Below are 26,906 nucleotides of genomic sequence, written 5' to 3' on the forward strand. Positions count from 1 at the left end.
GCAGGGCAGGGCGGGTAAAATAATAGTGTTTAAGAAGTGGTAACAAAAAGAAAGGGCGCGAAATCGCGCCCTTAGCAGATCTTAGCGTGCGGCTTTACCACACGTAGGTCAGCAGGTCTTTTGACGCCGGGGCCATAAAGTCCACCGACATCATCACGCTCAGCGCGGTGATAGCCACGATAGAGAAGACGAACAGCTTACGCGCCCAGACACGATCGTTCGAGGTCTTGTAGCCTGATAACGCCATTCCCAGCCACCATACGCTTACGGCCGCCGCGACCACCAGATATTTATAGCCCGCGTAGCCGCCCAGCGTCAGCATCAGCGTAGCGATCATAAACGCCAGAATGTAGAGCGTAATATGATTCTTCGCCACGGAAATGCCTTTTACCACCGGCAGAACCGGGATATTCGCCGCCTGGTAATCTTTAAAGCGGAAGATGGCAATCGCATAGGAGTGCGGCATCTGCCACAGGCTAAAGATCGCCAGCAGGATCAGCGCGCCCGCGTCAAACTCACCGGTGACGGCGCAGTAGCCAATCACCGGCGGTGCGGCGCCAGACAGGCTGCCAATCAGCGTCCCGTAAACCGAGTGACGCTTCATGTAGAGGCTGTAAATACCGACGTAAACCACAAAGCCCATGACCGCCAGCCACATGGCCAGCGGATTGGCACCAAAGTAAAGCAACGCAAAGCCAGCAATACCCAGCGCGGTAGCATAAATCAGGCTTACTTTCGCAGAGATGAGGCCTTTAACCAGCACTCGATTCCGGGTTCTCTCCATCTTGACGTCGATATCGCGGTCGATCACGTTGTTGAAAACACAACCTGAGGCGACAACCAGCGATACGCCGATCAGCGAGGTGAGAAACAGGGCGTAATCAATGCTGCCTTTTGAAGCCAGCAGAAATCCGCCGATCACAGAAATTAAATTCCCGAAAATAATTCCTGGTTTTGTTACTTGCAGGTATTGCTTAATCATTACGCGACTCTTTAGTGAACCATCATGTTGTAGTTGAGGTTCCACATAATCCACAGCGAGCCAACCACGACGATCAGAATAATGACCGCCGAGAAGACGATGGCTACCATGTTCCAGCCGCCTTCAGACTTAGTGTCCAGATGCAGGAAGTAGATCAGGTGAACAACGACCTGGATAACTGCGCAGGCAACCACGACGCCCAGGGTCATACCTTGAGATGACTCGCCGCTCATCACCATCCAGAACGGAATACCGGTCAGGATGACAGAGAGGATGAAGCCGATCATGTAGGACTTCACGCTGCTGTGCGGAACAACATTTCCGTTAGCTGAATGACTCATTACATGACTCCCATCAGATAGACAATGGTAAATACGCAGATCCACACCACATCCAGGAAGTGCCAGAACAGGCTCAGGCAGAGGATACGAGTATGGTTAGTCGACGTCAGCCCACGTTTGGCAATCTGGAACATCAGCACCAGCATCCAGATCAGGCCGCAGGTAACGTGCAGACCGTGGGTGCCTACCAGGGTAAAGAAGCCTGACAGGAAGCCGCTGCGATTCGGGCCGAAGCCTTCTTCGATCAGATGATGGAACTCATAGATCTCCATGCAGATAAAGCCAAGACCGAACAGGAAAGTCAGCGCCAGCCAGCTAAGGACCGAGCTTTTCTTGTCGTGGTTCATGGCGATAACCGCCATACCGTAGGTGATGGAGCTCAGCAGCAGCAGCGCTGTTTCGCCCAGAACGAACGGCAGTTCGAAGATGTCTTTGCCTGCCGGGCCACCGGCAGTGCTGTTGACCATAACCGCATAGGTCGCAAACAGGGTTGCGAAGATAATGCAGTCACTCATCAGGTAGATCCAGAAGCCAAAGACCTTATTGGCTCCTGCATCGTGATGCCCATGCTCCGCATGGGCGTCGTGGTGGTGTTTTGTCAGAGTTTCAGTCGACATTATTTCAGACCCGCTTTGCTAATATCGTCAAAGTGCTGCTTTTCGATCTTCTCAATCTCGGCAACCGGAACGTAGTAGTCCACGTCTTCGTCGAAGCTCTTCACAATCCAGGTCACGATCATGCCCAGGAAGCTCAGGCCAGCCAGCCACCAGATATGCCAGATTGCGGCAAAACCGAATACCGTTGCGAAGGCTGCGATCACGATAGCCGCGCCGCTGTTCTTCGGCATATGAATCTCTTCATATTTCGCCGGCTGCTTGTACGCTTCGCCTTTCTCTTTCATTTCCCAGAACGCGTCGCGCTCGTGGATATGCGGGATAGTGGCAAAGTTGTAGAACGGCGGCGGTGAAGAGGTTGCCCACTCCAGCGTACGACCGCCCCACGGGTCACCGGTCAGATCGCGGTTCTGATGACGGTCACGCACAGAGACGTAGAACATGATGACCTGGCTGATGATACCGCACGCGATCAGCGCTGCACCCACTGCGGCAACAACCAGCAGAGAGTGGAACTGCGGATCGATATCCTGGCTCAGACGACGGGTCATCCCCATGAAGCCCAGCACGTAGAGCGGCATAAAGGCAACGAAGAAGCCGATGATCCAGAACCAGAAGGCGCGTTTGCCCCAGGTTTCGTTCAGGGTAAAGCCGAAGGCTTTCGGGAACCAGTAGGTCACGCCAGCCATACAACCGAATACCACGCCGCCGATGATGACGTTATGGAAGTGCGCAATCAGGAACAGGCTGTTGTGCAGCACGAAGTCTGCGCCCGGCACCGCCAGCAGAACGCCGGTCATACCACCGACAGAGAAGGTGACCAGGAAGCCTACGGTCCACAGCATGGCAGAGTGCATCACGATGCGACCCTGATACATGGTGAACAGCCAGTTAAAGATTTTCACACCGGTCGGGATGGCGATAATCATCGTCATAATACCGAAGAAGGCGTTAACGTTCGCGCCCGCACCCATGGTGAAGAAGTGGTGCAGCCAGACGATGAACGACAGTACGGTGATGGCGATAGTTGCCCAAACCAGCGAGGTGTAGCCAAACAGACGCTTTTTCGAGAAGGTCGCAGTGACTTCAGAGAAGACGCCAAATACCGGCAGAACCAGGATGTACACTTCCGGATGACCCCAGACCCAGATCAGGTTGACGTACATCATCATGTTACCGCCCATATCATTGGTAAAGAAATGGAAGCCAAGGTAACGATCAAGCGTCAACAGCGCCAGGGTCACGGTCAGAACCGGGAACGCAGCGATAATCAGGACGTTGGTGCAAAGAGAAGCCCAGGTAAATACCGGCATTTTGAACAGGTCCATGCCCGGCGCACGCATCTTCAGAATGGTCACGAAGAAGTTGATACCGGTCAGCGTGGTCCCGATACCGGAAAGCTGGAGACTCCAGATCCAGTAGTCGACCCCGACGCCAGGACTGTACTCCGCGCCTGAAAGCGGCGGATAGGCCAGCCAGCCGGTCTGTGCAAACTCGCCCACGCCCAGCGACAGGTTAACCAGGATCACACCGACCGCGGTAAACCAGAAGCTCAGGTTGTTCAGGAACGGGAATGCAACGTCGCGCGCGCCAATTTGCAGCGGAACCGCGATGTTCATCAGACCTACCACGAAAGGCATCGCCACGAAGAAGATCATAATCACGCCGTGCGCGGTAAAGATCTGGTCGTAGTGGTGCGGTGGAAGTATGCCAGCTTCCCCGGCGGAAGCCATTACCTGCTGGGTACGCATCATGATGGCATCGGCGAAGCCGCGCAGCAGCATGACGAACGCCATGATGATATACATGATACCCAGTTTTTTATGGTCGACGGAGGTGAGCCATTCCGACCACAGGTACTGCCATTTACCAAAGTAGGTTAGGGCAGCGATGATTGCCAGACCACCAATGATGATCCCGGCAACCGTAACCATGATAATCGGCTCATGGTACGGCACTGCATCCAGTGTTAATTTTCCGAACATCGTATTATTCCTCGGCTCCCGCGGAAGCGGTATGACTCATGTCCATGCCTTCGTGCTGAGACATGTCCATTTTCCCGTGGCTGGTCATGAACTTAGCAATAACTTGCTTGAACAGTTCAGGATTCGCTGAAGAGAAATATTCCACCGGATGATTTTCGCTTGGTACGGCAACTTTCTCGAAATCTTCCATAGTGGTCAGCGTGTTAGGCGCCGCTTTAACTTTGGCGACCCACTGCTGGAACTCCGCATCGTCCTTGGTTGCAATGGCTTTGAACTTCATACCAGAGAAACCTCGACCACTGAAGTTCGAGGAAATACCGTCGAACGTCCCCGGCTCATTGGCGATCAGGTGCAGTTTGGTCTGCATGCCCGCCATGGCGTAGATCTGGCTGCCGAGCGTTGGAATAAAGAAGGAGTTCATAACGGAGTTAGAGGTAATTTTGAAGCTCACCGGCGTGTTAGCCGGGAAAGCGATCTGGTTAACGGTGGCAATACCCTGTTCCGGGTAGATGAACAACCATTTCCAGTCCAGCGCCACCACTTGGATCTCAACCGGTTTAACGTCGGAGGCCAGCGGTTTGCTCGGCTCCAGCGCGTGGGTCGATTTCCAGGTCAGCACGCCGAGGAAGAGAATGATCAGGATCGGAATGGTCCAGACCACGGCTTCGACTTTGTTAGAGTGCGACCAGTTAGGGCTGTACTTCGCTTCAGTGTTGGATGCACGATATTTCCATGCAAACATCACCGCCATCAAGATTGCGGGAATAACGACGATCAACATCAAGCCAAAGGCTGTCAGAATCAACGAACGTTGCTCAAGTGCAATCTGTCCCTTGGGATTTAACAACGCATTATCGCAGCCACTCATTAACAAAGTGCCTGCAATTAATGACAAAATCCCCAAACTTTTATTGTATTTCCTGAGTCTCATTTAACGACCTCAATGACAAAGGGCTTATTGTCGTTTAAGTGTGCGCGCATTTTACGGGAAGGTTTATGCAGTGTAAACCAGCATAAGGATGTGTCAGCAGCGTGTTGACACCTTTTGCTAAGGGTGTCACAGATGTTGCCTGGGGTGATAAATTATTAACTGCGACAAGCAGTTGGCACTAATATAACAAAAACCAATGAAAGTATCCTTAAAGAAATCAGGGAAAGAATAACCCTTACTTTTGATACTCAATTCTTTAACAAATCTGCATCATTTGTGTGATGAAATTTATACAATATAATTGCGCACCGGTTTTTAATATGTTCGCTAAATGCCAAAACTGGATCTTAATATTTCCAGGAAAATAACACTGGATGACAAATTTTAACTTTTGCCGCCCCTGAAGGCGGCTGGTTTAATTGCTTTGCGAAATAATACCTGAAGTTAATGAACAGGGCTACGCTGCCGCATTTTTTCGCTGCGCCCTGTAGTCAAGCGCCACGCCGCCGCAGACTGCCAGTGCCAGCAGCGCCATGCCGGTTTCAAACAGCGCGCCCGGCACGTTCTGCAGCAGCCCCAGCGCCTGGCACGCCAGCGCCGTCAGCCAGAGGGCGATAAAAAGGCATCCGAGGCAGAACAGGCGCGTCGTCCAGCGATAGCCGGCGGCAAAGCAGGTGCGGGGTAGAAAGCGCTCACGGGTTTGCGCCTCGTTCAGGGTGTCGCGGCAGAGCAGCAGCAGCAGCAGACCGGGCAGCGCTGCCAGCACGGTGAAAGCATAGAAAGTGGGCCAGCCCCAGAGCTCGACCAGCCAGCCAGCCGCCGGGCCGACGTAGACGCGGCCTACCGCCGACAGCGCCGACAGCAGAGCGAACTGGGTGGCGGAGAATGACTTGTTGCACAGCGTCATCAGCAGCGCAACGAAAGCCGCCGTGCCCATACCGCCGCACAGATTCTCCACAAAGACCGCGCTGGCCATGCTCCACAAGTGCTGTGGCGTCACCGCCAGCAGCCAGTAGGCGAAGTTTGAGAGCGCCTGCAGCACGCCGAAAATCAGCAGGGCGCGGAACAGGCTCAGGCGCTGCATCAGCACGCCGCCGTAGAGCGCGCCGATAATGGTCGCCAGCAGGCCGAGCGTTTTATTGACCAGCCCGACGTCGCCGGCGTTAAAGCCGACGCCGCGGATCAGGAAGGTCGTGGTCAGCGAGGCAGCGAAAGCGTCGCCCAGCTTATAAAGAACGATAAGCGTAATAAGCAGCCAGGCGTTGTTGCGCTGGAAAAAATCTTTTAGCGGCAGCGATACCGCCTCGCGCAGCGAGTGCGGCGTGGAGGCGCGCGTGTCGGGCTCGCTCGCCATCAGGGTAGCGATAAGCGCGGGCAGCATCAGCAGCGCCATCAGCCAGTAGGTTGCCTGCCAGCCGAGATAGCGATCCGCCAGCCAGAGTGCGAGCCCGCCTGAAACCAGCATCGCCAGCCGGTAGCCCAGCACGGTGATTGCGGCGCCGCTGCCGCGCTCTTCCGGCGGCAGTACGTCGGTTTTCCACGCGTCGAAAACAATATCCTGCGAAGCGGAGCAGAAGGCGACCAGCACCGCCAGCGCGGCGAGCAGCGTCAGGTCACGTCCGGGCTGCATAAAGCCCATAGCGACGATGCCGGCGATCAGCGCCAGCTGCGTCAGCAGCAGCCAGCCGCGGCGGCGACCGAGAAACGGCGGCGTAAAGCGGTCCATAACCGGCGACCAGAGAAACTTAAAGACGTACGCCTGGCCCACCAGCGAAAAGAAGCCGATGGTTTTGAGATCGACATTTTCTACCGTCATCCACGCCTGCAGCGTGCCGGCGGTCAGCGCCAGCGGCAGGCCTGAAGCAAAGCCGAGCAGCAGTAAGACGGCGGCGTTTCGTTGGGTGAAGATGCGAAGATAGTGATTCATGCTGACCCTGAAGCGATGCCCGGCGGTGCGCCGGGCATACAGTACGGCGGATTAGTGCGCGTTCTGCTTGATGAAGTTGTTGATGCTGGTGTCCTGTGCCATATCGGAGATTACATCGCCCAGCGTCGAGTTCACCGCTTTGGTGATCTTGTCGTTGGTCGCGCTAAATGCGCCTTCGACGCTGTAGGTCTGGCGATAGTTTTTCACCTGCTTATTGCCATTTTTCGCGGTGGCGATAATCGAAATATCCGCTTTGGTCGTGATGCTGTAGCGCACGTTGCCCTGGGTAACGTCTGCATAGAGGTTGTTTACCACGATCTGCAGATCAACAGCGCCTTCCGGGCCGATCATATAGCCGCGCGCGGTCATCTGTTTCTCCAGCACTTCCTGCAGCAGGAAGCGCAGGTCGCGCGACGGCGTCAGGGTCACCAGCTGGCCGTCGCGATTGACTTTCGCCAGCGCCTGGTCGCTGCGCTGATCGGCGCCGTTGATGCTGACGGTCACGCCCATCAGGCTCGGATCCTGCTGGGGCAGCTCGATTTTCGGCTGAATGGTCAACGTATTGCTGTTAGTGGCGCAGCCGGCCAAAATGAACGCGGCCAGCAGGGGAAATAACAGTTTTTTCAACATGCTTATTCTCATTAATGGTGTGGGTTGGTTTGCAAAAACTGCGGCCATCATAGCATTGCGCGGCGGTGAAAAAAGCCCTCGCGAGGGGGAAATTCGCGCTAACCGCCTTTTTTATACCCTAAGAAAAACCGGGGCATTGACCGCCTTTCTCGCTGCGCTATCATGCTGGTCGGTTTAGAGGGCGGTGGAAATATTTTCACACATTTGTGCGGGTACGCCTGAAAAGCTACTAATATTTAACCAGATGGGGCACAGCGCTCGCCATTGAGGAAAGAGACGATGATTCGCGAACAGATTGAAGAGAAGCTGCGCCTGGCTTTTGAGCCGGCTCATCTGGAAGTGCATGACGAAAGCTATCGTCACAATGTTCCGGCGGGTTCAGAAAGCCATTTCAAGGTGGTTATCGTCAGCGACGTCTTTGCTGGCCAGCGCTTTCTGGCGCGTCACCGGGCGATTTATGGCGAGTTAGCCGCTGAACTGGCTGGCAGCGTACACGCGCTGGCGCTGCATACCTACACCCTGAAAGAGTGGGAAGGGCTGCAGGATACCGTACTCGCCTCACCAAACTGCCGCGGCGCCGGCACCCTTGCCTAATCCCTCTCCACATTTAAAAAACGGCCTGCGGGCCGTTTTTTTTCATTATTTAGCGATAAACGCGATCTCCGGCGCAAAAAAGCAGCAAACCCGTTAAAAAGTGGTGAGTTTACAGCCTCGACTCACCAGGGCGATGCCGCTATAATGCTGCGTCTATTTTTCCGGAATGTCTTCGGGACGCTTCTGGTGACAGGGATCAGGTTCTCTTAATGGAAGCCGTCCCGGTTGTTGGATACGGCGCATTGCATAATGTGTGGTGTCTGAAGTTGACCGAGCACGCGATTTTTTGAGGTAACAAGATGACAGTTTCAGTAGAAACCACGCAGGGTCTGGGCCGTCGCATTACGATTACTGTCCCCGCTGACAGCATCGAAAGCGCAGTGAAGAAAGAACTGGTGGAAGTGGCGAAAAAAGTCCGTATCGATGGTTTCCGTAAAGGCAAAGTGCCGGCCAATATCATTGCACAGCGCTACGGCGCTTCCGTTCGCCAGGACGTACTGGGCGAGCTGATGACGCGCAACTTCGTTGACGCCATCATCAAAGAAAAAATCAATCCGGCTGGCGCGCCAAACTACGTGCCGGGCGAGTATAAAGAAGGCGAAGATTTTACCTACGCCGTTGAATTCGAAGTCTACCCGGAAGTTGAACTGCAGGGTCTGGACAGCATCGAAGTTGAAAAACCGCTGGTAGAAGTGACCGACGCTGACGTCGACGCCATGCTGGACACCCTGCGCAAGCAGCAGGCCAACTGGAAAGAGAGCGATGCGGCAGCGACTGCTGAAGATCGCGCGACCATCGACTTCACCGGCTCTGTAGACGGCGAAGAGTTCGAAGGCGGCAAAGCCTCTGACTTCGTGCTGGCGATGGGCCAGGGCCGTATGATCCCGGGCTTCGAAGAGGGCATCGTGGGTCATAAAGCGGGCGAAACGTTCACCATCGACGTGAAATTCCCGGAAGACTACCACGCGGAAAACCTGAAAGGGAAAGACGCGAAGTTCGAGATCGTGCTGAAGAAAGTTGAAACGCGCGAGCTGCCGGAGCTGACCGAAGATTTCATCAAGCGTTTCGGCGTGGAAGATGGTTCAATCGAAGGTCTGCGCGCTGAAGTGCGTAAAAACATGGACCGCGAGCTGAAAGGCGCTATCCGCAACCGCGTGAAAACCCAGGCGATCGACGGTCTGGTGAAAGCCAACGACATCGACGTGCCGGCTGCCCTGATCGACAGCGAAATCGACGTGCTGCGTCGCCAGGCTGCACAGCGCTTCGGCGGCAACGAGAAGCAAGCGCTGGAACTGCCGCGCGAGCTGTTCGAAGAGCAGGCGAAACGCCGTGTGGTTGTTGGTCTGCTGCTGGGCGAAGTGATTCGCACCCATGAGCTGAAGGCTGACGAAGCGCGCGTTAACGCACTGATCGAAGAGATGGCTTCTGCTTACGAAGATCCGCAGGAAGTAATCGAGTTCTACAGCAAGAACAACGAGCTGATGAACAACATGCGCAACGTTGCGCTGGAAGAGCAGGCGGTCGAAGCCGTTCTGGAAAAAGCGAAAGTGACTGAGAAAGCGACCAGCTTCCAGGAACTGATGAATCAGACCACCGCTGCCTGATCGCTGATTTAACCAGAAGTGCTAAGCCCGCGGCTGCAAAGTCGCGGGCTTTTTTGTTTTTCCGGCACCATCGCCTCTTATCCGCCGCTATTCGCTTAATAAATCGGCAAATTATTCACGTTGCGCTTTTTCCCGGTTAGCGAATAGAGAAAAGGTTGTTATGCTTGAAACAGCAGGGCAGTATCCCCAGATTGAGGGAGTATGCAGAAGAGAGTTAGACTGGCTGATTAACCGTCCTTGAAGGTGTCGGAAACGGAGCGGAGCAGCGCTAAGCGTGCTCGCTTCAGAAACAATCGGTACAGAATGTAGCCAATGAACTATATCCAGGAGACGGTAATGTCATACAGTGGCGATCGTGAATTTACTGCGCCGCGCAATGCGCTGGTGCCCATGGTGGTTGAACAGACTTCGCGCGGCGAGCGTTCCTACGACATCTATTCTCGCCTGCTGAAAGAGCGCGTCATCTTCCTGACCGGTCAGGTTGAAGATCACATGGCCAATCTGATCGTGGCGCAGATGCTGTTTCTGGAAGCGGAAAACCCTGAGAAAGATATCTATCTCTATATTAACTCCCCGGGCGGCGTTATCACCGCGGGCATGTCGATTTACGACACCATGAAATTTATCAAGCCTGACGTCAGCACTATCTGTATGGGCCAGGCCTGTTCTATGGGCGCGTTCCTGCTGACCGCCGGCACTAAAGGCAAGCGCTTCTGCCTGCCGAACTCGCGCGTGATGATCCACCAGCCGCTGGGCGGCTATCAGGGCCAGGCGACCGACATTGAGATTCATGCGAAAGAGATTCTGAAAGTGAAACAGCGCATGAATGAGCTGATGGCGGAGCATACCGGCAAGTCGCTGGAAGAAATTGAGCGCGATACCGAGCGTGACCGTTTCCTCTCGGCGAGTGAAGCGGTAGAGTATGGTTTAGTCGACTCCGTCCTGACACATCGCGAATAAGACTCATCTGCCCGTCTCCTTACGCTATAGTTAGTGGGAAACGGGTTTGAGTTGAATGAATATTGGCCGTGTTCGCACGGCCTGCGCCGTACGCCTGTATGGCCTGAGAACAAGAAGAGGTTAACTGATGACAGATAAGCGCAAAGACGGTTCAGGTAAGTTGCTGTACTGCTCTTTTTGCGGCAAAAGCCAGCATGAAGTGCGTAAGCTGATTGCCGGGCCGTCAGTGTATATCTGCGACGAATGTGTCGATCTGTGCAATGACATCATTCGCGAAGAGATTAAAGAAGTTGCCCCGCATCGCGAACGTAGCGCGCTGCCTACGCCGCACGAAATCCGCCATCACCTCGATGATTATGTTATCGGCCAGGAAAAGGCGAAAAAAGTGCTGGCGGTTGCGGTGTACAACCACTACAAACGCCTGCGCAACGGCGATACCAGCAACGGCATTGAGCTGGGTAAAAGTAACATCCTGCTGATCGGGCCGACCGGTAGCGGTAAAACCCTGCTGGCAGAGACGCTGGCGCGCCTGCTGGATGTGCCTTTCACCATGGCTGACGCCACCACGCTGACCGAAGCGGGCTACGTGGGCGAAGATGTGGAAAACATCATCCAGAAGCTGCTGCAAAAGTGCGACTACGACGTGCAGAAAGCGCAGCGCGGCATCGTCTACATCGATGAGATCGATAAAATCTCGCGTAAGTCGGATAACCCGTCGATTACCCGCGACGTCTCCGGCGAAGGCGTGCAGCAGGCGCTGCTGAAGCTGATTGAAGGCACCGTGGCGGCAGTTCCACCGCAGGGCGGCCGCAAGCATCCGCAGCAGGAGTTTTTGCAGGTAGATACCTCAAAAATTCTGTTTATCTGCGGCGGCGCGTTCGCGGGCCTGGATAAAGTGATCTCCCAGCGCGTGGAAACCGGCTCCGGCATCGGCTTCGGCGCCACGGTGAAAGGCAAATCGGAAAAAGCGAGCGAAGGCGAGCTGCTCTCTCAGGTTGAGCCTGAAGATCTGATCAAATTTGGCCTGATCCCGGAATTCATTGGCCGTCTGCCGGTCGTGGCGACGCTCAACGAGCTGAGTGAAGAGGCGCTGATCCAGATCCTGCGCGAGCCGAAAAACGCTCTGACCAAACAGTACCAGGCGTTGTTCAACCTGGAAGGCGTTGAGCTGGAGTTCCGCGACGAAGCCCTGACCGCCATCGCCAAAAAAGCGATGTCGCGTAAAACCGGTGCGCGTGGTCTGCGTTCTATCGTTGAAGGCGCGCTGCTGGAAACCATGTATGACCTGCCTTCTATGGAAGACGTGGAAAAAGTGGTAATCGACGAGTCGGTTATCGAAGGCCAGTCAGAGCCGATGCTGATCTACGGCAAGCATGAAGCCCAGGCATCTGGCGAATAATTCGCCACCGCAAGGGCGTTGATATTATTAAAAAAGGGGAAAATTCTTTCCCCTTTTGTTTTTCTCACTCTCATGACGTTGAATGTCGGACGATCATCCCCATATACTCATAATCCTGTGGGTTTAACTGCACATTCCCTGCATTATGCGGTGCCCATCACCTGGCGGACACTAACTAAGAGAGAGCTCTATGAATCCTGAGCGTTCTGAACGCATTGAAATCCCCGTGTTGCCTCTGCGCGACGTGGTGGTTTATCCGCACATGGTAATTCCGTTGTTTGTTGGTCGGGAAAAATCGATTCGTTGCCTTGAAGCGGCGATGGATCATGACAAGAAGATCATGCTGGTTGCCCAGAAAGAGGCTTCAACGGATGAACCTGGCATTAACGATCTCTTCTCTGTAGGGACCGTAGCCTCTGTGCTGCAGATGCTAAAACTGCCTGACGGCACCGTAAAAGTTTTAGTCGAAGGCCTGCAGCGCGCACATATCACCACCCTCGCGGATAATGGCGACCATTTTACCGCGCAGGCGGAGTACCTAATCTCGCCGGAAATCGAAGAGCGCGAGCAGGAAGTGCTGGTACGTACGGCGATCAATCAGTTTGAAGGCTATATCAAGCTGAACAAAAAGATCCCGCCGGAAGTGCTCACCTCGCTGAACAATATCGACGATGCGGCGCGTCTTGCCGACACCGTTGCGGCGCATATGCCGCTGAAATTAGCCGATAAACAGTCAGTGCTGGAGATGTCAGACGTGAACGAACGTCTGGAATATCTTATGGCAATGATGGAATCGGAAATCGATCTGCTACAGGTTGAGAAGCGCATTCGCAACCGCGTGAAAAAGCAGATGGAGAAGAGCCAGCGCGAGTATTACCTGAATGAGCAGATGAAGGCCATTCAGAAAGAACTGGGCGAAATGGACGACGTGCCGGATGAGTACGAAGCCCTGAAGCGCAAAATCGACGCGGCGAAAATGCCGACCGAAGCGCGTGAAAAAGCCGAAGCTGAGCTGCAAAAGTTAAAAATGATGTCGCCGATGTCCGCCGAAGCAACGGTGGTGCGCGGCTATATCGACTGGATGGTTCAGGTGCCGTGGAACGCGCGCAGCAAGGTGAAGAAAGACTTGCGCAAAGCCCAGGAGACGCTGGACACTGACCACTACGGCCTGGAGCGCGTCAAAGACCGTATCCTGGAATATCTCGCCGTACAGAGTCGCGTCAGCAAAATCAAAGGCCCGATCCTCTGTCTGGTGGGACCGCCGGGCGTGGGTAAAACCTCGCTGGGTCAGTCTATCGCCAAAGCGACCGGCCGTAAGTATGTGCGCATGGCGCTGGGCGGCGTGCGTGATGAAGCGGAAATCCGTGGTCACCGTCGTACCTACATCGGTTCTATGCCTGGTAAACTGATCCAGAAAATGGCGAAGGTCGGGGTGAAAAACCCGCTGTTCCTGCTGGACGAGATCGACAAAATGTCATCCGACATGCGTGGCGATCCCGCTTCCGCGCTGCTGGAAGTGCTCGATCCCGAGCAGAACATCGCCTTTAACGATCACTACCTCGAAGTGGATTACGATCTCTCCGACGTGATGTTCGTTGCCACCTCTAACTCCATGAACATTCCGGCACCGCTGCTGGACCGTATGGAAGTGATTCGCCTCTCTGGTTACACCGAGGATGAGAAGCTCAATATCGCCAGACAGCATCTGCTGCCGAAGCAGATCGAGCGTAACGCTCTGAAGCAGAGCGAAATCGTGGTTGAAGACAGCGCCATCGTCGGCATCATTCGCTACTACACCCGCGAAGCGGGCGTGCGTAGCCTGGAGCGCGAACTGTCGAAGCTGTGCCGCAAGGCGGTGAAAGCGCTGCTGCTGAATAAAGAGCAGAAGCACATCACCATCAACGGCGATAACCTCAAGGATTACCTGGGGGTACAGCGCTTCGACTATGGCCGTGCCGAAAGCGAAAACCGCGTCGGCCAGGTCACCGGTCTTGCGTGGACCGAAGTCGGCGGCGATCTGCTGACCATCGAAACCGCCTGCGTACCGGGCAAGGGCAAGCTGACCTACACAGGCTCGCTGGGCGAAGTGATGCAGGAGTCGATCCAGGCGGCGCTGACGGTAGTGCGCGCGCGCGCCGAGAAGCTGGGTATCAACGGCGATTTTTACGAGAAGCGCGACATCCACGTTCACGTACCGGAAGGTGCGACACCGAAGGATGGCCCGAGCGCCGGTATCGCGATGTGTACCGCGCTGGTCTCCTGCCTGACCGGCAACCCGGTGCGCTCCGACGTGGCGATGACCGGTGAGATCACGCTGCGTGGTCAGGTACTGCCGATCGGCGGCCTGAAAGAGAAGCTGCTGGCGGCCCATCGCGGTGGCATTAAAGTGGTGCTGATCCCGGACGATAATAAACGCGATCTGGAAGAGATTCCGGCTAACGTTATCGCCGATCTGGAGATCCATCCGGTGAAACGCATTGAAGAAGTATTAGGCCTTGCGCTGGAAAACGCCCCTTACGGCATGCAGGTTGCTACCGCAAAATAGTGATTAGTGACATAAAGCATTAAAAAGCGAAGCTGGCAGGCCAATGAGCGCTTGCCAGCTTTTTTTAGTGCCGTTAATTTAGGGGGCTGCGGATTCAGCGATTAAGATGAATTCCGTTGTTTCGGCTCAACAGGCTTGATATAACGTGCTGCGCATTCGTATCCGCCGGGACGCGCGGATATGAAGTGAATAATAAAAGAGGGGATGAAGAGAGTGAATAAGTCACAGTTGATCGACAAAATTGCTGCAGACGCTGACATTTCTAAAGCAGCAGCGGGACGTGTTTTGGACGCATTCACCAGTTCTGTTTCCGACGCGCTGAAAGGCGGCGACGAAGTGGCTCTGGTGGGCTTTGGCACTTTCTCCGTACGCGAGCGTGCCGCACGTACCGGCCGCAACCCGCAGACTGGCAAAGAGATCACCATTGCCGCAGGTAAAGTGCCGGGCTTCCGCGCCGGTAAAGCGCTGAAAGACGCTGTCAACGCCTGACAACGCACCCGTCCGCGGCGCCATTTTCTTCCGTGGACTAGAGGACGGTTCAAGCGTTCTCATGTAACATACGGGCACATCAAATTTGATGTGCCTTTTTTATTCGGATCCGGGGATAAATCGCGCTAAGACTTGTCTCAACAGGGGTGAAGCTGCCAGGCTAAACGGCAGTTGCGTAACGACCTTTATCCGACAGGCGTTGCGCCCGAGATTGATATCCACACTACAGCGGAGCGTTGTCATACCATGATGGACAATTTACGCGCGGCGTCGAATCATGTCGTGCTCAAGGTTATTTTGGGGTTGATTATTCTCTCCTTCGTGCTGACCGGCGTTGGCAACTACCTTATCGGCGGCGGCAGCGATTACGCCGCTAAAGTCAACGGACAGGAGATCAGCCGCGCGCAGCTCGATCAGGCGTTCAACAACGAGCGCAGCCGCCAGCAGCAGATGCTGGGCGACCAGTTCTCTCAGCTGGCCGGCAACGACGGCTTTATGCAGCAGATGCGTCAGCAGGCGCTGTCTCAGCTGGTAGACCAGGCGCTGCTCGATCAGTACATCAACGAGCTGCACATTGTTATCAGCGACGATCAGGTTAAGCAGGCGATTTTCGCGCAGCAGGCGTTCCAGACCAACGGCAAATTCGACAACGCTAAATATAACGGTTTGCTGAGCCGCATGGGCTTTACCGCCGATCGCTACGCGGAAGCACTGCGTAAGCAGCTGGCGACCCAGCAGCTGATCAACGCCGTTGCCAATACCGACTTTATGCTGAAAGGCGAAACCAGCAAGCTGGTGGATCTGGTGTCGCAGAAGCGCGACATTCGTCAGGCGACCATCGACGTGAATGCACTGGCGACGAAACAAACCGCTACCGACGACGAAATCGCGCAGTACTATCAGCAGCATAAAAACAGCTTTATGGCGCCGGAGCAGTTCCGCGTCAGCTATATCAAAATGGATGCCGCCAGCATGCAGGCTAACGTCAGCGATGCGGATATTCAGAATTGGTACGACCAGCATAAAGCGGACTACACTCAGCCGCAGCGCAACCGCTACAGCATTATCCAGACCAAAACCGAAGCGGACGCCAGCGCTATCCTGGCGCAGCTGAAGGGTGGGGCGGACTTCGCCGCGCTGGCGAAAAGCAAATCGATCGATCCTATCTCCGCGCGTAAGGGCGGCGATATGGGCTGGCTCGAGCCGGGCACCACGCCGGACGAGCTGAAAAACGCCGGACTGACGCAGAAAGGCCAGCTTTCGGGCGTGATTAAATCGTCAGTCGGTTTCCTGGTGGTGCGCCTCGACGATATCCAGCCGGAGCAGATCAAACCGCTGGCCGAGGTGCGCGACGCGGTGGCTGATAAAGCGAAGCAGGAGAAAGCCGTTGACGCCTTCTACCAGCAGCAGCAGAAGGTAAGCGAAGCAGCGAGCAACGACAATGAGTCGCTGGCCGGTGCCGCGCAGGCTTCCGGCCTGAAAGTGGTTGAGACCGGCTGGTTCAGCCGCGACAGCGTGCCGCAGGAGCTGAACTTCGACGCGGTGAAAAACGCGGTGTTCAACGGCGGTCTGACCGGCCAGAACGGCGCGCCGGGCAACAACTCTGACGTCATCACCGTAGACGGCGACCGCGCATTCGTGCTGCGCATCAGCGAGCATAAGCCTGAGGCGGTCAAACCGCTGGATGAGGTAAAAGCGCAGATCGCCGACACGCTGAAGCATGATAAAGCGGAACAGCAGGCGAAGGCGCAGGCGGATAAGCTGCTGGCCGATCTTAAAGCTGGTAAGCAGGAGGCGCTGAGCGCGGCCGGCCTGACGCTGAGCGCCAGCAAAACCGTCGACCGCAACAGCCAGGATCCGGTGGCGCAGACTGCCTTCAATCTGCCGCAGCCCGTTGACGGTAAAACGTCGTGGGGCGTAAGCGAAGATATGCAGGGCAATGTGGTGCTGGTGGCGCTGGACAAGGTCAGCAGCGGTACGCTGCCGCAGGAGCAGGTAGACGAAATGATTAAAGGCGTGACGCAGAACAACGCACAGCTGGCGTTTGAAGCGCTGCTCGCTAACCTGCGCAAAGACGCCAAAATCAAATACGGCGCTGCAGCACAAATGCAGTAACGCTCGCAAAAAATTGTTTTGCAGTGAAAAAAGAAAAGGCCGCTTGCGCGGCCTTTTCCATTCATGGATTTTGCCTTTTGAGGCCTTCACTCTTCTCTGTCACGCTCTCCTGGCTGTTAAACATAAGGAGAAACAGAGCATGTCTAAATCACTATTGTCAGCACTTTGCTTTACCCTCGCGCTTGGCGGCGCACTCGGCTACTCCAGCCTTTCGGCGGCGGAAGAGACGGAGGTGACGCCAGCCCTTCAGACGCCGCAGACGCAACACGAGAAGATCAGCATCAATGACGCCAGCGCCGAGCAGCTCTCGGCGGCGATGAACGGCGTCGGGCTGAAAAAGGCGCAGGCGATCGTCAACTACCGCGAGCAGTACGGCCCCTTTACCGCTGTCGAACAGTTGAAGGAGGTGCCGGGCATCGGCAATTCGCTTATCGAGCGTAACGCTGAGCGGCTGAAACTGTGAGCTGAGACGCAACCCTGACGCTTTTGCCGCGCGGCAAAAAGGCTTTTGCTACGCTAAAGAGGTCATACCAGTTAGGTCCTCTTTTACGACAGGAGATGTCAGGCATGCAGACCACCATTAAAGTTCGCGGCTACCACCTCGATGTGTATCAGCACGTCAATAACGCGCGCTATCTGGAATTTCTCGAAGAGGCGCGCTGGCAGTGGCTTGAAGAGGCGGACGCGTTTAACTGGTTGCAGCAGCAGCAGCTGGCGTTCGTGGTGGTGAATATCAATATCAACTACCGTCGTCCGGCCGTGCTGGGCGACGTTCTGGTGATCCACAGCGAAATCACGCAGCTTAACGGAAAAAGCGGCGTGATTACCCAGCGGGTAACGCTTGAGGGAAGCGAAACCCTGGTGGCGGATGCCGCGCTGACCTTTGTCTGCATCGATCTGCGTACGCAGAAAGCGGTCGCGCTGGAGAGCGAGCTGCGCGCGCGGCTGGAAGCCTTCTCTGGCTGAGCGGGCGGCGCGGCACTACCGGGCTGTGCCGCGCCGGCCTCAGGCCAGGCCGCTTTTGCGCTTCATCGCCGCCATCACGGCGTCGCGATCGGCAAGATAGTCGTTCAGGCCGCGCGCGCGCAGATGGCAGGCGGCGCATTCGCCGCAGCCGTCACCCTTGACGCCGTTATAGCAGGTCAGCGTCTCTTCGCGCACCAGCGTCAGGCTCTGCCAGTAGTCGGCCAGCGCCCAGGTCTCTGCTTTGTTGAGCCACATCAGCGGGGTTTCGAAACGCACCTCGCGCGCCATGCCGAGGCTGACCGCATGGTTGAGCGCCTTGACGAACTCGTCGCGGCAGTCGGGATAGCCGGAAAAATCGGTTTCACACACCCCGGTAATCACCGCCTCCGCTTCGACCTGCCAGGCGTAAACCGACGCCAGCGTCAGAAACAGAATATTGCGTCCCGGCACAAAGGTGCTCGGCAGGCCGCTGGCGGCGGGATCGTAAGAGGGGACCGGAATATTGTCGCGGGTCAGGCTGCTCACCGCCAGCTCGTTCAGCAGGGTAACGTCGAGCACCTTATGGGCGCGCGCGCCCAGCTTCAGCGCCAGCGCGCGCGCAACGTCGATCTCTTCGCGATGGCGCTGACCGTAGTCGAAGGTAACGCAGTGTACTTCGTCATACTGCTGTAACGCCTGAATCAGGCAGGTGGTGGAGTCCTGGCCACCGCTAAATACCACAACGGCTCGTTTCATCATATTGTCCTGGTCGAAAATTTTGCGCCTATGGTAATCACTCTGCGGGCCGCTGAACAGCCTGAAGCGTGGCTTCACGCCGTCAGCGGCGGTGGAACCCAGGCGCGGCTGAAGTCAAACCAGCCCAGGGTATTGAGCTGAATGCCCTCTACCCCTGGCGGCGCGAAGATTTGATAGCGATAGTTAAACAGCGGCAGCAGCAGGCCGTCGCACATCAGGCCGTGGTAGAGCTGATGCAGTGCGGTGCGGCGTGCCTCGGGCTCAGCCAGCTGCTGTATCGCCGACAGCTGCTGGCGCAGACGATGGCTGGTTTCCGTCGGCCACAGCTGGTCGATCTCCAGCCAGCTCGCCAGGGTAAAGAGCGGCGCGTCGCCAATCAGCCGGTCGCCCATCACCAGATCGGCCTGCGCCAGATCCTCAATACGTTGCCAGCTTTTTACGTCGTGAAAGATCAGGGTAAGCTCGCAGCCCTCCGCCAGCAGCAGCTGACGCAGCGCCTGCGCCATTTCATGCAGCTCAACCGGAAGCTGGTAGTGTAGCGTCAGGCGCGGCGGCAGATCTGCCGCCTCATCCTCAATCGCTGGCACCGGCCAGCCCGGCAGCAGCTCTTTGCCTGGCGTAATCAGGCCCTCTTCCAGCGGCAGCTGCGCCACAATGCCGCTTTGCTGCAGCAGGCGGATCAGGCGACGCGCCTGCGCCGGGCTAAAGCCAGCGCGCGGCCGGCAGGCGAGGTAGCAAAAGCCGAGGCTGATGCTGCGGCTGACCGGACGCAGCGATGCCAGATCCGCCGCATCGCCGATGGCGATATGCACCGGATGGCGGCAGCTGGTGCCAAGCGCGCGATCGAACAGCGTCGGCGTAATCCAGTACTCAACCGCCTGCATTAGCGGCAGCTGCAGGTGCCAGCGCCCATGGCTCTCGATACGTACCAGCTCGGGGGTAAAGTGCGCCAGCTTCCACGGGCCGCTGCCGAGGTGTGGCTGCTGCGGATGCGGCAATAAACAGAGCTGATGCGCCAGTCGCCAGGGCAGCCAGTAGTCGCTACGGCTGAGCTGAAAACGCAGCGCCAGCGGATGCGGCGCCTCTACGCTTTCAACCTCCGCCAGCAGGCGTCGCGCGCGGGCGTCCTGCAAAATGCGCTGAAACTGCTCGACCAGCTGCGCGGCCTGCAGCGGCTCGTCGTTATGCCAGAAGAGCTGCGGGCGCAGCCAGAACAGCCAGACGCGGCCATCGTCGTCGTGCTGCCAGTGATGCGCCAGATCGCCGACCGGCTCGTCTGCTTCAAAACGCGTCAGTCCAGAAAAGAGCTGGCGCGCCAGATGCTGTTCGGCGCGACCAACAATCTGCAGCGGCGCGACGGAGTCGAGCGGACGATAGTAGGGGATGCGCAGCACCGGCGCGTCGTTTTGCCACTGTCCCCCCATCAGCGGACGCAGCACATTCACCAGCCGCTCCGGCGCCATATCCAGCACCTGCAGTGCTTCGGCGGCGTTGCCCGCCTGCAGCTGCGTCTGCAACAGCTGTTGCCGCAGCTGCTCGGGGGTGCGGAGAAAGGTCAGCAACCCCAGCTTGCCGCGTCCCGGCTCGCCCTGCCAGCGCAGCCAGCCCGCCTGCTGCCACTGCGACAGCAGAGTGCGCAGGTGGCGGTCGCTGCAAAAGCAGCGGCTGGCCATCTCGGTGATGCAGGTCTGCTGGGGCGCGCCCTGGCTGTGCTGCCACAGGCGCTGGAACTGGTTAAGGCGATTAAGCTGGCGCACAGGAAACCCGGAACAGTTTTCTCAAAGTATTCACTATTAGTTCCGGGATTACCAGGCGATAGTGAACCCAGGTTAATCAACGGGAGAGAGCAATGGCGCGACTTGCCGCATTCGATATGGACGGCACGCTGCTGCTGCCCAGCCACCAGCTGGGTCAGCAGACGTTAAGCAGCCTGCTGGCGCTGCATCAGCGCGACGTGCTGCTGGCCTTCGCCACCGGCCGTCATCTGCTGGAGATGCAGATCCTGCGGCAGCGCATCACGCTGCCCGCCTGGCTGATCACCGGTAACGGCACGCGCGTGCACGATCTGGACGGCAATCTGCTGTTCGCCAGCGACCTCTCCCCCTCGGTGGCGGAAGAGGTGCTGCACAGCCGCTGGGAGAGCACCGCGACGGTACACGTCTTCAATGACGACGGCTGGTTTACCGACGTGCCGGTGCCGCAGATGCTGCAGGCACACGCGCTGAGCGGCTTTAGCTATCAGCTGCGCGACCTGAAAAGCTTTCCCACGCATGAGGTCACCAAGATCTGCTTTGTCGACGGCCATGACGCGCTGTGCCAGCTAAAAACGCAGCTGGACGCGGCGCTTGGCGACCGCGCACATCTCTGTTTCTCGGCGCTGGACTGTCTGGAGGTGCTGCCGCTGAACTGCAACAAAGGCAGCGCGCTCGCCATGCTCTGTCAGCATCTTTCGCTGCCGCTGGCGGAGTGCATGGCCTTCGGCGACGCGATGAACGATCGCGAAATGCTGTCGCTGGTAGGGAAGGGGTTTGTAATGGGCAACGCCATGAGCCAGCTCAAGTCCGCGCTGCCCCATTTGCCGGTTATCGGCCATTGCGAGACACAGGCGGTGTCTCACTATTTAAATCACTGGATGGCGACGCCGCACCTCGCGTATTCCCCCGAATGCTGAGGATTACAGTGAAGCGGACAGGGAGTCCGCAATTTTATTCCAGCTCGCGCTGCCAGCCGCTGATGTCGCCAATCTGCCGCGCCACCCACTTCTCATCGTAGTAGCTGTCGGGATAGCGTTCGCCGCTGTCGCACATCAGCGTCACCAGCGCGCCCCTTTCACCTTTTGCGCGCATCCGCTTCGCCACCTGCATCATGCCCCAGAAATTGGTGCCGGTTGAGGCGCCAGGCTTACGACCGATAATGCGCGCCAGCTTCAGCATCGCCGCCAGCGTGGCACCGTCCGGCACCTTCATCACTTCATCAATCACGTCGGGCATAAAAGAGGGCTCGACGCGCGGCCGGCCGATGCCTTCAATCTGGCTGCCGCGCGGGCTACGCAGCGTCGCGTCGCGGCTGTGCCAGTAGTCGTAAAACACCGAATGCTCTGGATCGACCACCAGCAGCTGCGTAGCGAAGCCCTGATAGCGAATATAGCGGCCCAGCGTCGCCGAGGTGCCACCGGTGCCGGCCCCCATAATAAGGGTGTGCGGCACGGGGCAGGGCTCGAGCGCCATCTGACGGAAAATACTCTCGGCGATGTTATTATTGCCGCGCCAGTCGGTGGCGCGCTCGGCATAGGTAAACTGATCCATAAAATGGCCGTCCAGCTCGCGCGCCAGCTGCGTTGAGGCGCTATAAAGCTCGCAGGGATCGGTGACGAAATGGCACTGGCCGCCATAGAACGCGATCTGCTCAATTTTGCGCTTCGCGGTGCTTGCCGGCATCACGGCGATAAAGGGCAGGCCGAGCAGCTGTGCGAAGTAGGCCTCCGAGACCGCGGTGCTGCCGGAAGAGGCTTCGATCACCGGCCTGTTCTCTTTGATCCAGCCGTTCGCCAGCCCGTAAAGAAACAGCGAGCGCGCCAGCCGATGCTTCAGGCTGCCGCTGGGATGGGTGCTCTCATCTTTCAGATAAAATTCGATGCCGGGATAATCCGCCAGGCGAAAACGAATCAGGTGGGTTTCGGCGGAGCGCTGAAAGTCCGCGTTGATCTCATTAATGGCGTGGCGAGTCCAGTTACTCATGATGCTATTCCGGCTGAAAAGTTGTGCTGATTGTAAGGCACGGGCAGGAAAAAGAGTTGGCTTTATTCCAGCTATAATGGCGCGTCTGGAGAAAAATATTCTCTCGGAGAGGCAAATGTTAGATAAAACTGACCGTCATCTACTCGATTTACTGCAGCGGGACTGCACGCTGTCGCTGCAGGCGCTGGCGGACGCCGTTAACCTCACCACCACGCCCTGCTGGAAGCGACTGAAAAAGCTGGAGGATGACGGTATTATCCGCGCTCGCGTCGCGCTGCTGGATGCGGAAAAGCTCGGCCTGTCGCTCACCGCCTTTATGTTCGTAAAAACGCAGCAGCACAGTCGCGAATGGTATCAGCGCTTCGTTACGGCGGTGCAGGAGATGCCCGAGGTGCTGGCGTTCTACCGTACGGCGGGCGAGTTCGACTATCTGCTGCGCATTCAGGTTGCGGATATGAAGCGTTACGACGACTTTTATAAGCGTCTGGTCAACAGCGTGCCGGGCCTGATCGACGTCACCTCCAGCTTCGCCATGGAGGAGATTAAATACACCACGGCGTTACCCGTTGCCCCCTGAGGCAAAAGAAAGAGAAGAGCGTAGTGCGATTATTCAGCCAGTTAAGTTGGTATTTTATCCGCGAGTGGCGACGCTATCTGGGCGCGATCACTCTCTTAATCATTATCGCTATCCTGCAGCTGCTGCCGCCGCATCTGGTGGGGGTGATTGTCGATGGCGTCACGCACCACACCATGAGCGGCCGCACCATTATGATGTGGATTGGCGTGATGCTGGCTACCGCGCTGGCGACCTATCTGCTGCGCTACGTCTGGCGCGTGCTGCTGTTCGGCGCCTCTTATCAGCTGGCCGTTGAACTGCGCGAAGATTTCTATCGGCAGCTGAGCCGCCAGCATCCCGCTTTTTACCTGCGTCATCGCACCGGGGATCTTATTGCGCGCGCCACCAACGACGTGGATCGCGTGGTGTTCGCCGCCGGCGAAGGGGTGCTGACGCTGGTGGATTCGCTGGTGATGGGCTGCGTGGTGCTGCTGGTGATGAGCCTGCAGATCAGCTGGCAGCTGACGCTGCTGTCGCTGGTGCCGATGCCGATCATGGCGCTGTTTATCCACCGCTACGGCAACCAGCTGCATGACCGCTTTAAGCTGGCGCAGGCGGCGTTCTCCAGCCTGAATGACCAGACGCAGGAGAGCCTTACCAGCATCCGCATGATCAAGGCGTTCGGCCTGGAGTCGCATCAGTCGGAGCAGTTTTCCGCCATTGCGCGCGATACCGGTGCGAAAAACCTGCGCGTGGCGCGCGTCGACGCCCGTTTCGACCCCACTATCTACATCGCCATCGGCTTCTCAAACCTGCTGGCGATCGGTGGCGGCAGCTGGATGGTCTGGCATAACCAACTGACGCTTGGCCAGCTTACCAGCTTTGTGATGTACCTCGGGCTGATGATCTGGCCAATGCTGGCGCTGGCGTGGATGTTTAATATCGTCGAGCGCGGCAGCGCCGCCTGGAGCCGCATTGGCGCGCTGCTGGCGGAAGCGCCCGCGGTTGAGGATGGCGATCGGGAACCCCCTGCGGAAGCGGGCGTGCTGCGGGCGGCAATCCGTGAGTTTCGCTACCCCGCCAGCGCGGCGCCGGTGCTGAGCAACCTCAGCTTTGTGCTGAAACCCGGGCAGATGCTTGGCCTTTGCGGCCCGACCGGCAGCGGAAAAAGCACGCTGCTTAGCCTGCTGCAGCGCCATTTCGACCTTGAGCAGGGAGATATTCGCTACCACGATATCCCGCTGACGCAGCTGCGTATCGACAGCTGGCGCAGTCGGCTGGCGGTGGTCAGCCAGACGCCGTTTCTTTTCTCCGACAGCGTGGCGAGCAATATTGCGCTGGGCAAGCCCGACGCCAGCCAGCAAGAGATTGAGCGCGCGGCGAAGCTGGCCTGCGTGCATGAAGATATTCTGCGGCTGCCGCGGGGTTACGAAACCGAAGTCGGCGAGCGCGGCGTGATGCTTTCCGGCGGCCAGAAGCAGCGACTCTCTATTGCGCGCGCCCTGCTGCTCGATGCAGAGATCCTGATTCTCGATGATGCCCTGTCAGCGGTCGACGGCCGCACCGAGCACGATATTCTGCACAACCTGCGTTTGTGGGGCAAAGGGCGCACGCTGATCATCAGCGCGCATCGCCTCTCGGCGCTGTCGGAGGCGAACGAAATTCTGGTGCTGCAGCAGGGCGCGGTCGCTCAGCGCGGCGATCACGACGCGCTGGCGGCGCAGCCGGGCTGGTATCGCGATATGTATCGCTATCAGCAGCTTGAGGCGGCGCTGGATGAAGACGAATCGGCAAAAGGAGCGCGCGATGGCGACCTCTAAACGCTTATGGCCGACGCTGAAGCGGCTGCTCGCCTACGGCAAGCCGTGGCGCAAATCGCTGAGCCTGGCGGTCAGCCTGCTCTGGATCGCCGCCGCGGCCGAGGTGACCGGTCCGGTGCTGGTCAGCTACTTTATCGATAACCTGGTGGCGAAGCATCAGATGCCCTGGGGCATTGTCGCCGGGCTGGTAACGGGCTTTATTCTCCTTCAGCTGCTGGCGGCGGGGCTGCACTATTTCCAGGCGCTGCTGTTTAACCGCGCGGCGATCGGCGTGGTGCAGCAGCTGCGCAGCGACGTTATGGACGCGGCGCTGCGTCAGCCGCTCAGCGCCTTCGACACGCAGCCGGTCGGACAGATTATCTCGCGCGTCACTAACGACACCGAAGTAATCAGGGATCTCTACGTGACGGTGGTGGCGACGGTGCTGCGCAGCGCGGCGCTGATCGGCGCGATGATGGTGGCGATGTTCAGCCTCGACTGGCGCATGGCGCTGGTGGCGATGGCGATCTTCCCGCTGGTGCTGGCGGTGATGCTGATTTACCAGCGCTACAGCACGCCCATCGCGCGCCGGGTGCGCAGCTATCTGGCGGATATCAACAACGGCTTTAACGAAGTGATCAACGGCATGAGCGTGATCCAGCAGTTTCGGCAGCAGGCGCGCTTCGGCGAGCGTATGAGCCAGGCCAGCCGTTCGCACTATCTGGCGCGCATGCAGACGCTACGGCTCGACGGTTTTCTGCTGCGTCCGCTGCTCAGCCTCTTTTCGGCGATGATCCTCTGCGGGCTGCTGATGCTGTTCAGCTTCACCTCGCCGGGCGTTTTTGAAGTCGGCGTGCTCTATGCGTTTATCACCTATCTTGGCCGCCTCAATGAACCGCTGATCGAACTCACGACGCAGCAGTCGATGCTGCAGCAGGCGGTGGTGTCGGGGGAACGTATTTTTGAGCTGATGGATGCGACGCAGCAGCGCTACGGCAGCGACGATAGCCCGCTGGCGTCGGGACGCATCTCGCTGCGTCAGCTGAGCTTCGCCTATCGCGCCGATCGCGACGTGCTGAGCGATATCAACCTGGAGGTGCCAGCGCGCAGTTTTGTGGCGCTGGTCGGCCACACCGGCAGCGGCAAAAGCACGCTGGCCAGTTTGCTGATGGGCTACTACCCGGCGACGCGCGGCGAAATATGGCTGGACGATCGTCCCATCGGCCAGCTCAGTCATCAGACGCTGCGCCGCGGTATCGCCATGGTGCAGCAGGATCCGGTGGTGCTGGCGGACAGCCTGCTGGCTAACGTACGCCTTGGCCGCGATATCAGCGAAGAGGCGGTCTGGCAGGCGCTGGAGCAGGTGCAGCTCGCCTCGCTGGCGCGCGCGCTGCCCGAGGGCATTCATACGCGACTGGGGGAGCAGGGCAATAACCTGTCGGTCGGGCAGAAGCAGCTGCTGGCGCTGGCGCGCGTGCTGGTGGAGATGCCGCAGATTCTGATCCTCGACGAGGCGACCGCCAATATTGACTCCGGCACTGAGCAGGCGATTCAGCAGACGCTGCGCAGGCTGCGCCAGCACACCACGCTGGTCGTTATCGCCCATCGTCTGTCGACCATTACCGAGGCTGATACCATTCTGGTGCTGCATCGCGGTCAGGTTGTGGAGCAGGGCGATCACGCCGCGCTGCTGGCGCGGCAGGGGCGCTACTGGCAGATGTATCAGCTGCAGCAGGCGGGCGATGAACTCGCGTCGGGCAAAACCGTCGCCGCCGTAGAGTAATTTGCACCTTTTTTGCGCGCATTTATCAGAATGTTCCCTATCGCTGCACTTCTTTGAGGCCATCAGCACCAAAGAAGTGCAGCTGCGTGACTATCCCGTTTCGCTTTTCTTTTCCCGCCTGCTTCTTACGCCATGCTAAGCCGTGGCGGGCTGCATTTATGCCGCGTCGCCTGCGCTTTTTCATTCCTGGCACAGCCTTTGCTTCTGTCTCTGC

23 protein-coding genes are annotated in these 26,906 nt (G+C 57.6%); 13 read left to right on the forward strand and 10 right to left on the reverse strand.

The window, feature by feature from the left end; translation table 11 throughout:
- Positions 1 to 94: 94 nt before the first annotated feature.
- From cyoE to MHZ97_RS00430, 7 genes are all read right to left on the reverse strand, one after another.
- A complete protein-coding gene (gene cyoE / locus MHZ97_RS00400) occupies positions 95 to 982 on the reverse strand; it encodes a heme o synthase (protein ID WP_103795100.1) in 888 nt (295 codons plus the stop codon).
- 11 nt (positions 983 to 993) lie between these two features.
- Positions 994 to 1,323 (reverse strand): cytochrome o ubiquinol oxidase subunit IV, encoded by a 330-nt coding sequence (locus MHZ97_RS00405; RefSeq protein WP_103795099.1) that lies wholly within the window; start codon positions 1,321 to 1,323, stop codon positions 994 to 996.
- The gene (locus MHZ97_RS00410) at positions 1,323 to 1,940 is read right to left on the reverse strand and encodes a cytochrome o ubiquinol oxidase subunit III (RefSeq protein ID WP_033752718.1); all 618 of its coding nucleotides are present in this window, start codon (positions 1,938 to 1,940) and stop codon (positions 1,323 to 1,325) included. The genes MHZ97_RS00405 and MHZ97_RS00410 overlap by 1 nt, the downstream gene beginning before the upstream one ends.
- Positions 1,940 to 3,922: a cytochrome o ubiquinol oxidase subunit I gene (gene cyoB / locus MHZ97_RS00415; RefSeq protein WP_224481533.1), complete on the reverse strand. Its 1,983-nt coding sequence runs from the start codon at positions 3,920 to 3,922 to the stop codon at positions 1,940 to 1,942. The genes MHZ97_RS00410 and cyoB overlap by 1 nt, the downstream gene beginning before the upstream one ends.
- Positions 3,923 to 3,926: 4 nt before the next feature.
- Positions 3,927 to 4,853 (reverse strand): cytochrome o ubiquinol oxidase subunit II, encoded by a 927-nt coding sequence (gene cyoA / locus MHZ97_RS00420; RefSeq protein WP_103795097.1) that lies wholly within the window; start codon positions 4,851 to 4,853, stop codon positions 3,927 to 3,929.
- 457 nt (positions 4,854 to 5,310) lie between these two features.
- Entirely contained in the window at positions 5,311 to 6,780 is a 1,470-nt protein-coding gene (ampG, locus tag MHZ97_RS00425; RefSeq protein WP_239313075.1) for a muropeptide MFS transporter AmpG, read from the reverse strand.
- Between the two features lie 51 nt (positions 6,781 to 6,831).
- Positions 6,832 to 7,410 carry a lipoprotein gene (locus tag MHZ97_RS00430; RefSeq protein WP_103795095.1) on the reverse strand — a complete coding sequence of 193 codons (579 nt, stop codon included), beginning with the start codon at positions 7,408 to 7,410 and terminating at the stop codon, positions 6,832 to 6,834.
- Positions 7,411 to 7,689: 279 nt separating this feature from the next.
- Here MHZ97_RS00430 and bolA point away from each other — a divergent pair, with 279 nt between their 5' ends.
- The 9 genes from bolA to MHZ97_RS00475 all read left to right on the forward strand — a co-directional run bounded on the left by bolA (position 7,690) and on the right by MHZ97_RS00475 (position 18,082).
- Positions 7,690 to 8,004: a transcriptional regulator BolA gene (bolA, locus tag MHZ97_RS00435; protein WP_033752711.1), complete on the forward strand. Its 315-nt coding sequence runs from the start codon at positions 7,690 to 7,692 to the stop codon at positions 8,002 to 8,004.
- Positions 8,005 to 8,303: 299 nt separating this feature from the next.
- A complete protein-coding gene (tig, locus tag MHZ97_RS00440) occupies positions 8,304 to 9,608 on the forward strand; it encodes a trigger factor (RefSeq protein WP_103795094.1) in 1,305 nt (434 codons plus the stop codon).
- A gap of 336 nt (positions 9,609 to 9,944) precedes the next feature.
- Positions 9,945 to 10,568, forward strand: a complete 624-nt coding sequence (clpP, locus tag MHZ97_RS00445; protein ID WP_033752709.1) for an ATP-dependent Clp endopeptidase proteolytic subunit ClpP — start codon at positions 9,945 to 9,947, stop codon at positions 10,566 to 10,568.
- A 127-nt stretch (positions 10,569 to 10,695) separates the two neighbouring features.
- Positions 10,696 to 11,967 (forward strand): ATP-dependent protease ATP-binding subunit ClpX, encoded by a 1,272-nt coding sequence (clpX, locus tag MHZ97_RS00450; RefSeq protein WP_033752707.1) that lies wholly within the window; start codon positions 10,696 to 10,698, stop codon positions 11,965 to 11,967.
- Positions 11,968 to 12,157: 190 nt separating this feature from the next.
- Positions 12,158 to 14,512: an endopeptidase La gene (lon, locus tag MHZ97_RS00455; RefSeq protein ID WP_103795093.1), complete on the forward strand. Its 2,355-nt coding sequence runs from the start codon at positions 12,158 to 12,160 to the stop codon at positions 14,510 to 14,512.
- A 213-nt stretch (positions 14,513 to 14,725) separates the two neighbouring features.
- On the forward strand, positions 14,726 to 15,001 hold the full coding sequence (gene hupB / locus MHZ97_RS00460; protein WP_033752705.1) for a nucleoid-associated protein HU-beta: 276 nt from the start codon (positions 14,726 to 14,728) through the stop codon (positions 14,999 to 15,001).
- Between the two features lie 246 nt (positions 15,002 to 15,247).
- The gene (gene ppiD, locus MHZ97_RS00465) at positions 15,248 to 17,116 is read left to right on the forward strand and encodes a peptidylprolyl isomerase (RefSeq protein WP_239313072.1); all 1,869 of its coding nucleotides are present in this window, start codon (positions 15,248 to 15,250) and stop codon (positions 17,114 to 17,116) included.
- Positions 17,117 to 17,255: 139 nt separating this feature from the next.
- Positions 17,256 to 17,579, forward strand: a complete 324-nt coding sequence (locus tag MHZ97_RS00470) for a helix-hairpin-helix domain-containing protein (protein WP_239313069.1) — start codon at positions 17,256 to 17,258, stop codon at positions 17,577 to 17,579.
- Positions 17,580 to 17,683: 104 nt separating this feature from the next.
- Positions 17,684 to 18,082, forward strand: coding sequence for a YbgC/FadM family acyl-CoA thioesterase (locus MHZ97_RS00475; protein WP_158253388.1), 399 nt, complete (start codon positions 17,684 to 17,686; stop codon positions 18,080 to 18,082).
- A 39-nt stretch (positions 18,083 to 18,121) separates the two neighbouring features.
- Here the strand turns inward: MHZ97_RS00475 and queC are convergent, their stop codons facing one another.
- Positions 18,122 to 18,817 carry a 7-cyano-7-deazaguanine synthase QueC gene (gene queC / locus MHZ97_RS00480; RefSeq protein ID WP_103795274.1) on the reverse strand — a complete coding sequence of 232 codons (696 nt, stop codon included), beginning with the start codon at positions 18,815 to 18,817 and terminating at the stop codon, positions 18,122 to 18,124.
- Positions 18,818 to 18,891: 74 nt separating this feature from the next.
- Positions 18,892 to 20,574 (reverse strand): SgrR family transcriptional regulator, encoded by a 1,683-nt coding sequence (locus tag MHZ97_RS00485; RefSeq protein WP_239313056.1) that lies wholly within the window; start codon positions 20,572 to 20,574, stop codon positions 18,892 to 18,894.
- Positions 20,575 to 20,666: 92 nt separating this feature from the next.
- On the opposite strand from MHZ97_RS00485, the gene cof reads away from it, so the two are divergent.
- Positions 20,667 to 21,488 carry an HMP-PP phosphatase gene (cof, locus tag MHZ97_RS00490; RefSeq protein WP_239313044.1) on the forward strand — a complete coding sequence of 274 codons (822 nt, stop codon included), beginning with the start codon at positions 20,667 to 20,669 and terminating at the stop codon, positions 21,486 to 21,488.
- A gap of 34 nt (positions 21,489 to 21,522) precedes the next feature.
- On the opposite strand, the gene MHZ97_RS00495 is transcribed toward cof, so the two are convergent.
- Positions 21,523 to 22,554: a PLP-dependent cysteine synthase family protein gene (locus MHZ97_RS00495; protein WP_224481532.1), complete on the reverse strand. Its 1,032-nt coding sequence runs from the start codon at positions 22,552 to 22,554 to the stop codon at positions 21,523 to 21,525.
- 115 nt (positions 22,555 to 22,669) lie between these two features.
- On the opposite strand from MHZ97_RS00495, the gene MHZ97_RS00500 reads away from it, so the two are divergent.
- Genes MHZ97_RS00500 through MHZ97_RS00510 form a run of 3 tightly spaced genes read left to right on the forward strand, consistent with a single transcriptional unit; the run spans position 22,670 to position 26,692 of the window.
- Positions 22,670 to 23,131, forward strand: a complete 462-nt coding sequence (locus MHZ97_RS00500; RefSeq protein ID WP_103795273.1) for an Lrp/AsnC family transcriptional regulator — start codon at positions 22,670 to 22,672, stop codon at positions 23,129 to 23,131.
- A gap of 23 nt (positions 23,132 to 23,154) precedes the next feature.
- Entirely contained in the window at positions 23,155 to 24,930 is a 1,776-nt protein-coding gene (locus tag MHZ97_RS00505; RefSeq protein WP_103795086.1) for a SmdA family multidrug ABC transporter permease/ATP-binding protein, read from the forward strand.
- Positions 24,917 to 26,692, forward strand: a complete 1,776-nt coding sequence (locus MHZ97_RS00510; protein ID WP_103795085.1) for a SmdB family multidrug efflux ABC transporter permease/ATP-binding protein — start codon at positions 24,917 to 24,919, stop codon at positions 26,690 to 26,692. Before MHZ97_RS00505 ends, MHZ97_RS00510 begins: the two co-directional genes overlap by 14 nt.
- Positions 26,693 to 26,906: the final 214 nt, after the last annotated feature.

This window comes from Pantoea sp. ACRSC (assembly GCF_022346785.1).
GTDB lineage: Bacteria > Pseudomonadota > Gammaproteobacteria > Enterobacterales > Enterobacteriaceae > Pantoea > Pantoea alvi.

Coding starts and splice junctions, on each gene's coding strand:
- cyoE (WP_103795100.1), bottom strand. CDS start 982: ATGATTAAGCAATACCTGCAAGTAACAAAACCAGGAATTATTTTCGGG.
- clpP (WP_033752709.1), top strand. CDS start 9,945: ATGTCATACAGTGGCGATCGTGAATTTACTGCGCCGCGCAATGCGCTG.
- cyoB (WP_224481533.1), bottom strand. CDS start 3,922: ATGTTCGGAAAATTAACACTGGATGCAGTGCCGTACCATGAGCCGATT.
- MHZ97_RS00510 (WP_103795085.1), top strand. CDS start 24,917: ATGGCGACCTCTAAACGCTTATGGCCGACGCTGAAGCGGCTGCTCGCC.
- MHZ97_RS00495 (WP_224481532.1), bottom strand. CDS start 22,554: ATGAGTAACTGGACTCGCCACGCCATTAATGAGATCAACGCGGACTTT.
- MHZ97_RS00475 (WP_158253388.1), top strand. CDS start 17,684: ATGCAGACCACCATTAAAGTTCGCGGCTACCACCTCGATGTGTATCAG.
- cyoA (WP_103795097.1), bottom strand. CDS start 4,853: ATGAGACTCAGGAAATACAATAAAAGTTTGGGGATTTTGTCATTAATT.
- lon (WP_103795093.1), top strand. CDS start 12,158: ATGAATCCTGAGCGTTCTGAACGCATTGAAATCCCCGTGTTGCCTCTG.
- cof (WP_239313044.1), top strand. CDS start 20,667: ATGGCGCGACTTGCCGCATTCGATATGGACGGCACGCTGCTGCTGCCC.
- tig (WP_103795094.1), top strand. CDS start 8,304: ATGACAGTTTCAGTAGAAACCACGCAGGGTCTGGGCCGTCGCATTACG.
- MHZ97_RS00405 (WP_103795099.1), bottom strand. CDS start 1,323: ATGAGTCATTCAGCTAACGGAAATGTTGTTCCGCACAGCAGCGTGAAG.
- clpX (WP_033752707.1), top strand. CDS start 10,696: ATGACAGATAAGCGCAAAGACGGTTCAGGTAAGTTGCTGTACTGCTCT.
- MHZ97_RS00430 (WP_103795095.1), bottom strand. CDS start 7,410: ATGTTGAAAAAACTGTTATTTCCCCTGCTGGCCGCGTTCATTTTGGCC.
- ppiD (WP_239313072.1), top strand. CDS start 15,248: ATGATGGACAATTTACGCGCGGCGTCGAATCATGTCGTGCTCAAGGTT.
- ampG (WP_239313075.1), bottom strand. CDS start 6,780: ATGAATCACTATCTTCGCATCTTCACCCAACGAAACGCCGCCGTCTTA.
- queC (WP_103795274.1), bottom strand. CDS start 18,817: ATGAAACGAGCCGTTGTGGTATTTAGCGGTGGCCAGGACTCCACCACC.
- MHZ97_RS00500 (WP_103795273.1), top strand. CDS start 22,670: ATGTTAGATAAAACTGACCGTCATCTACTCGATTTACTGCAGCGGGAC.
- MHZ97_RS00410 (WP_033752718.1), bottom strand. CDS start 1,940: ATGTCGACTGAAACTCTGACAAAACACCACCACGACGCCCATGCGGAG.
- MHZ97_RS00470 (WP_239313069.1), top strand. CDS start 17,256: ATGTCTAAATCACTATTGTCAGCACTTTGCTTTACCCTCGCGCTTGGC.
- bolA (WP_033752711.1), top strand. CDS start 7,690: ATGATTCGCGAACAGATTGAAGAGAAGCTGCGCCTGGCTTTTGAGCCG.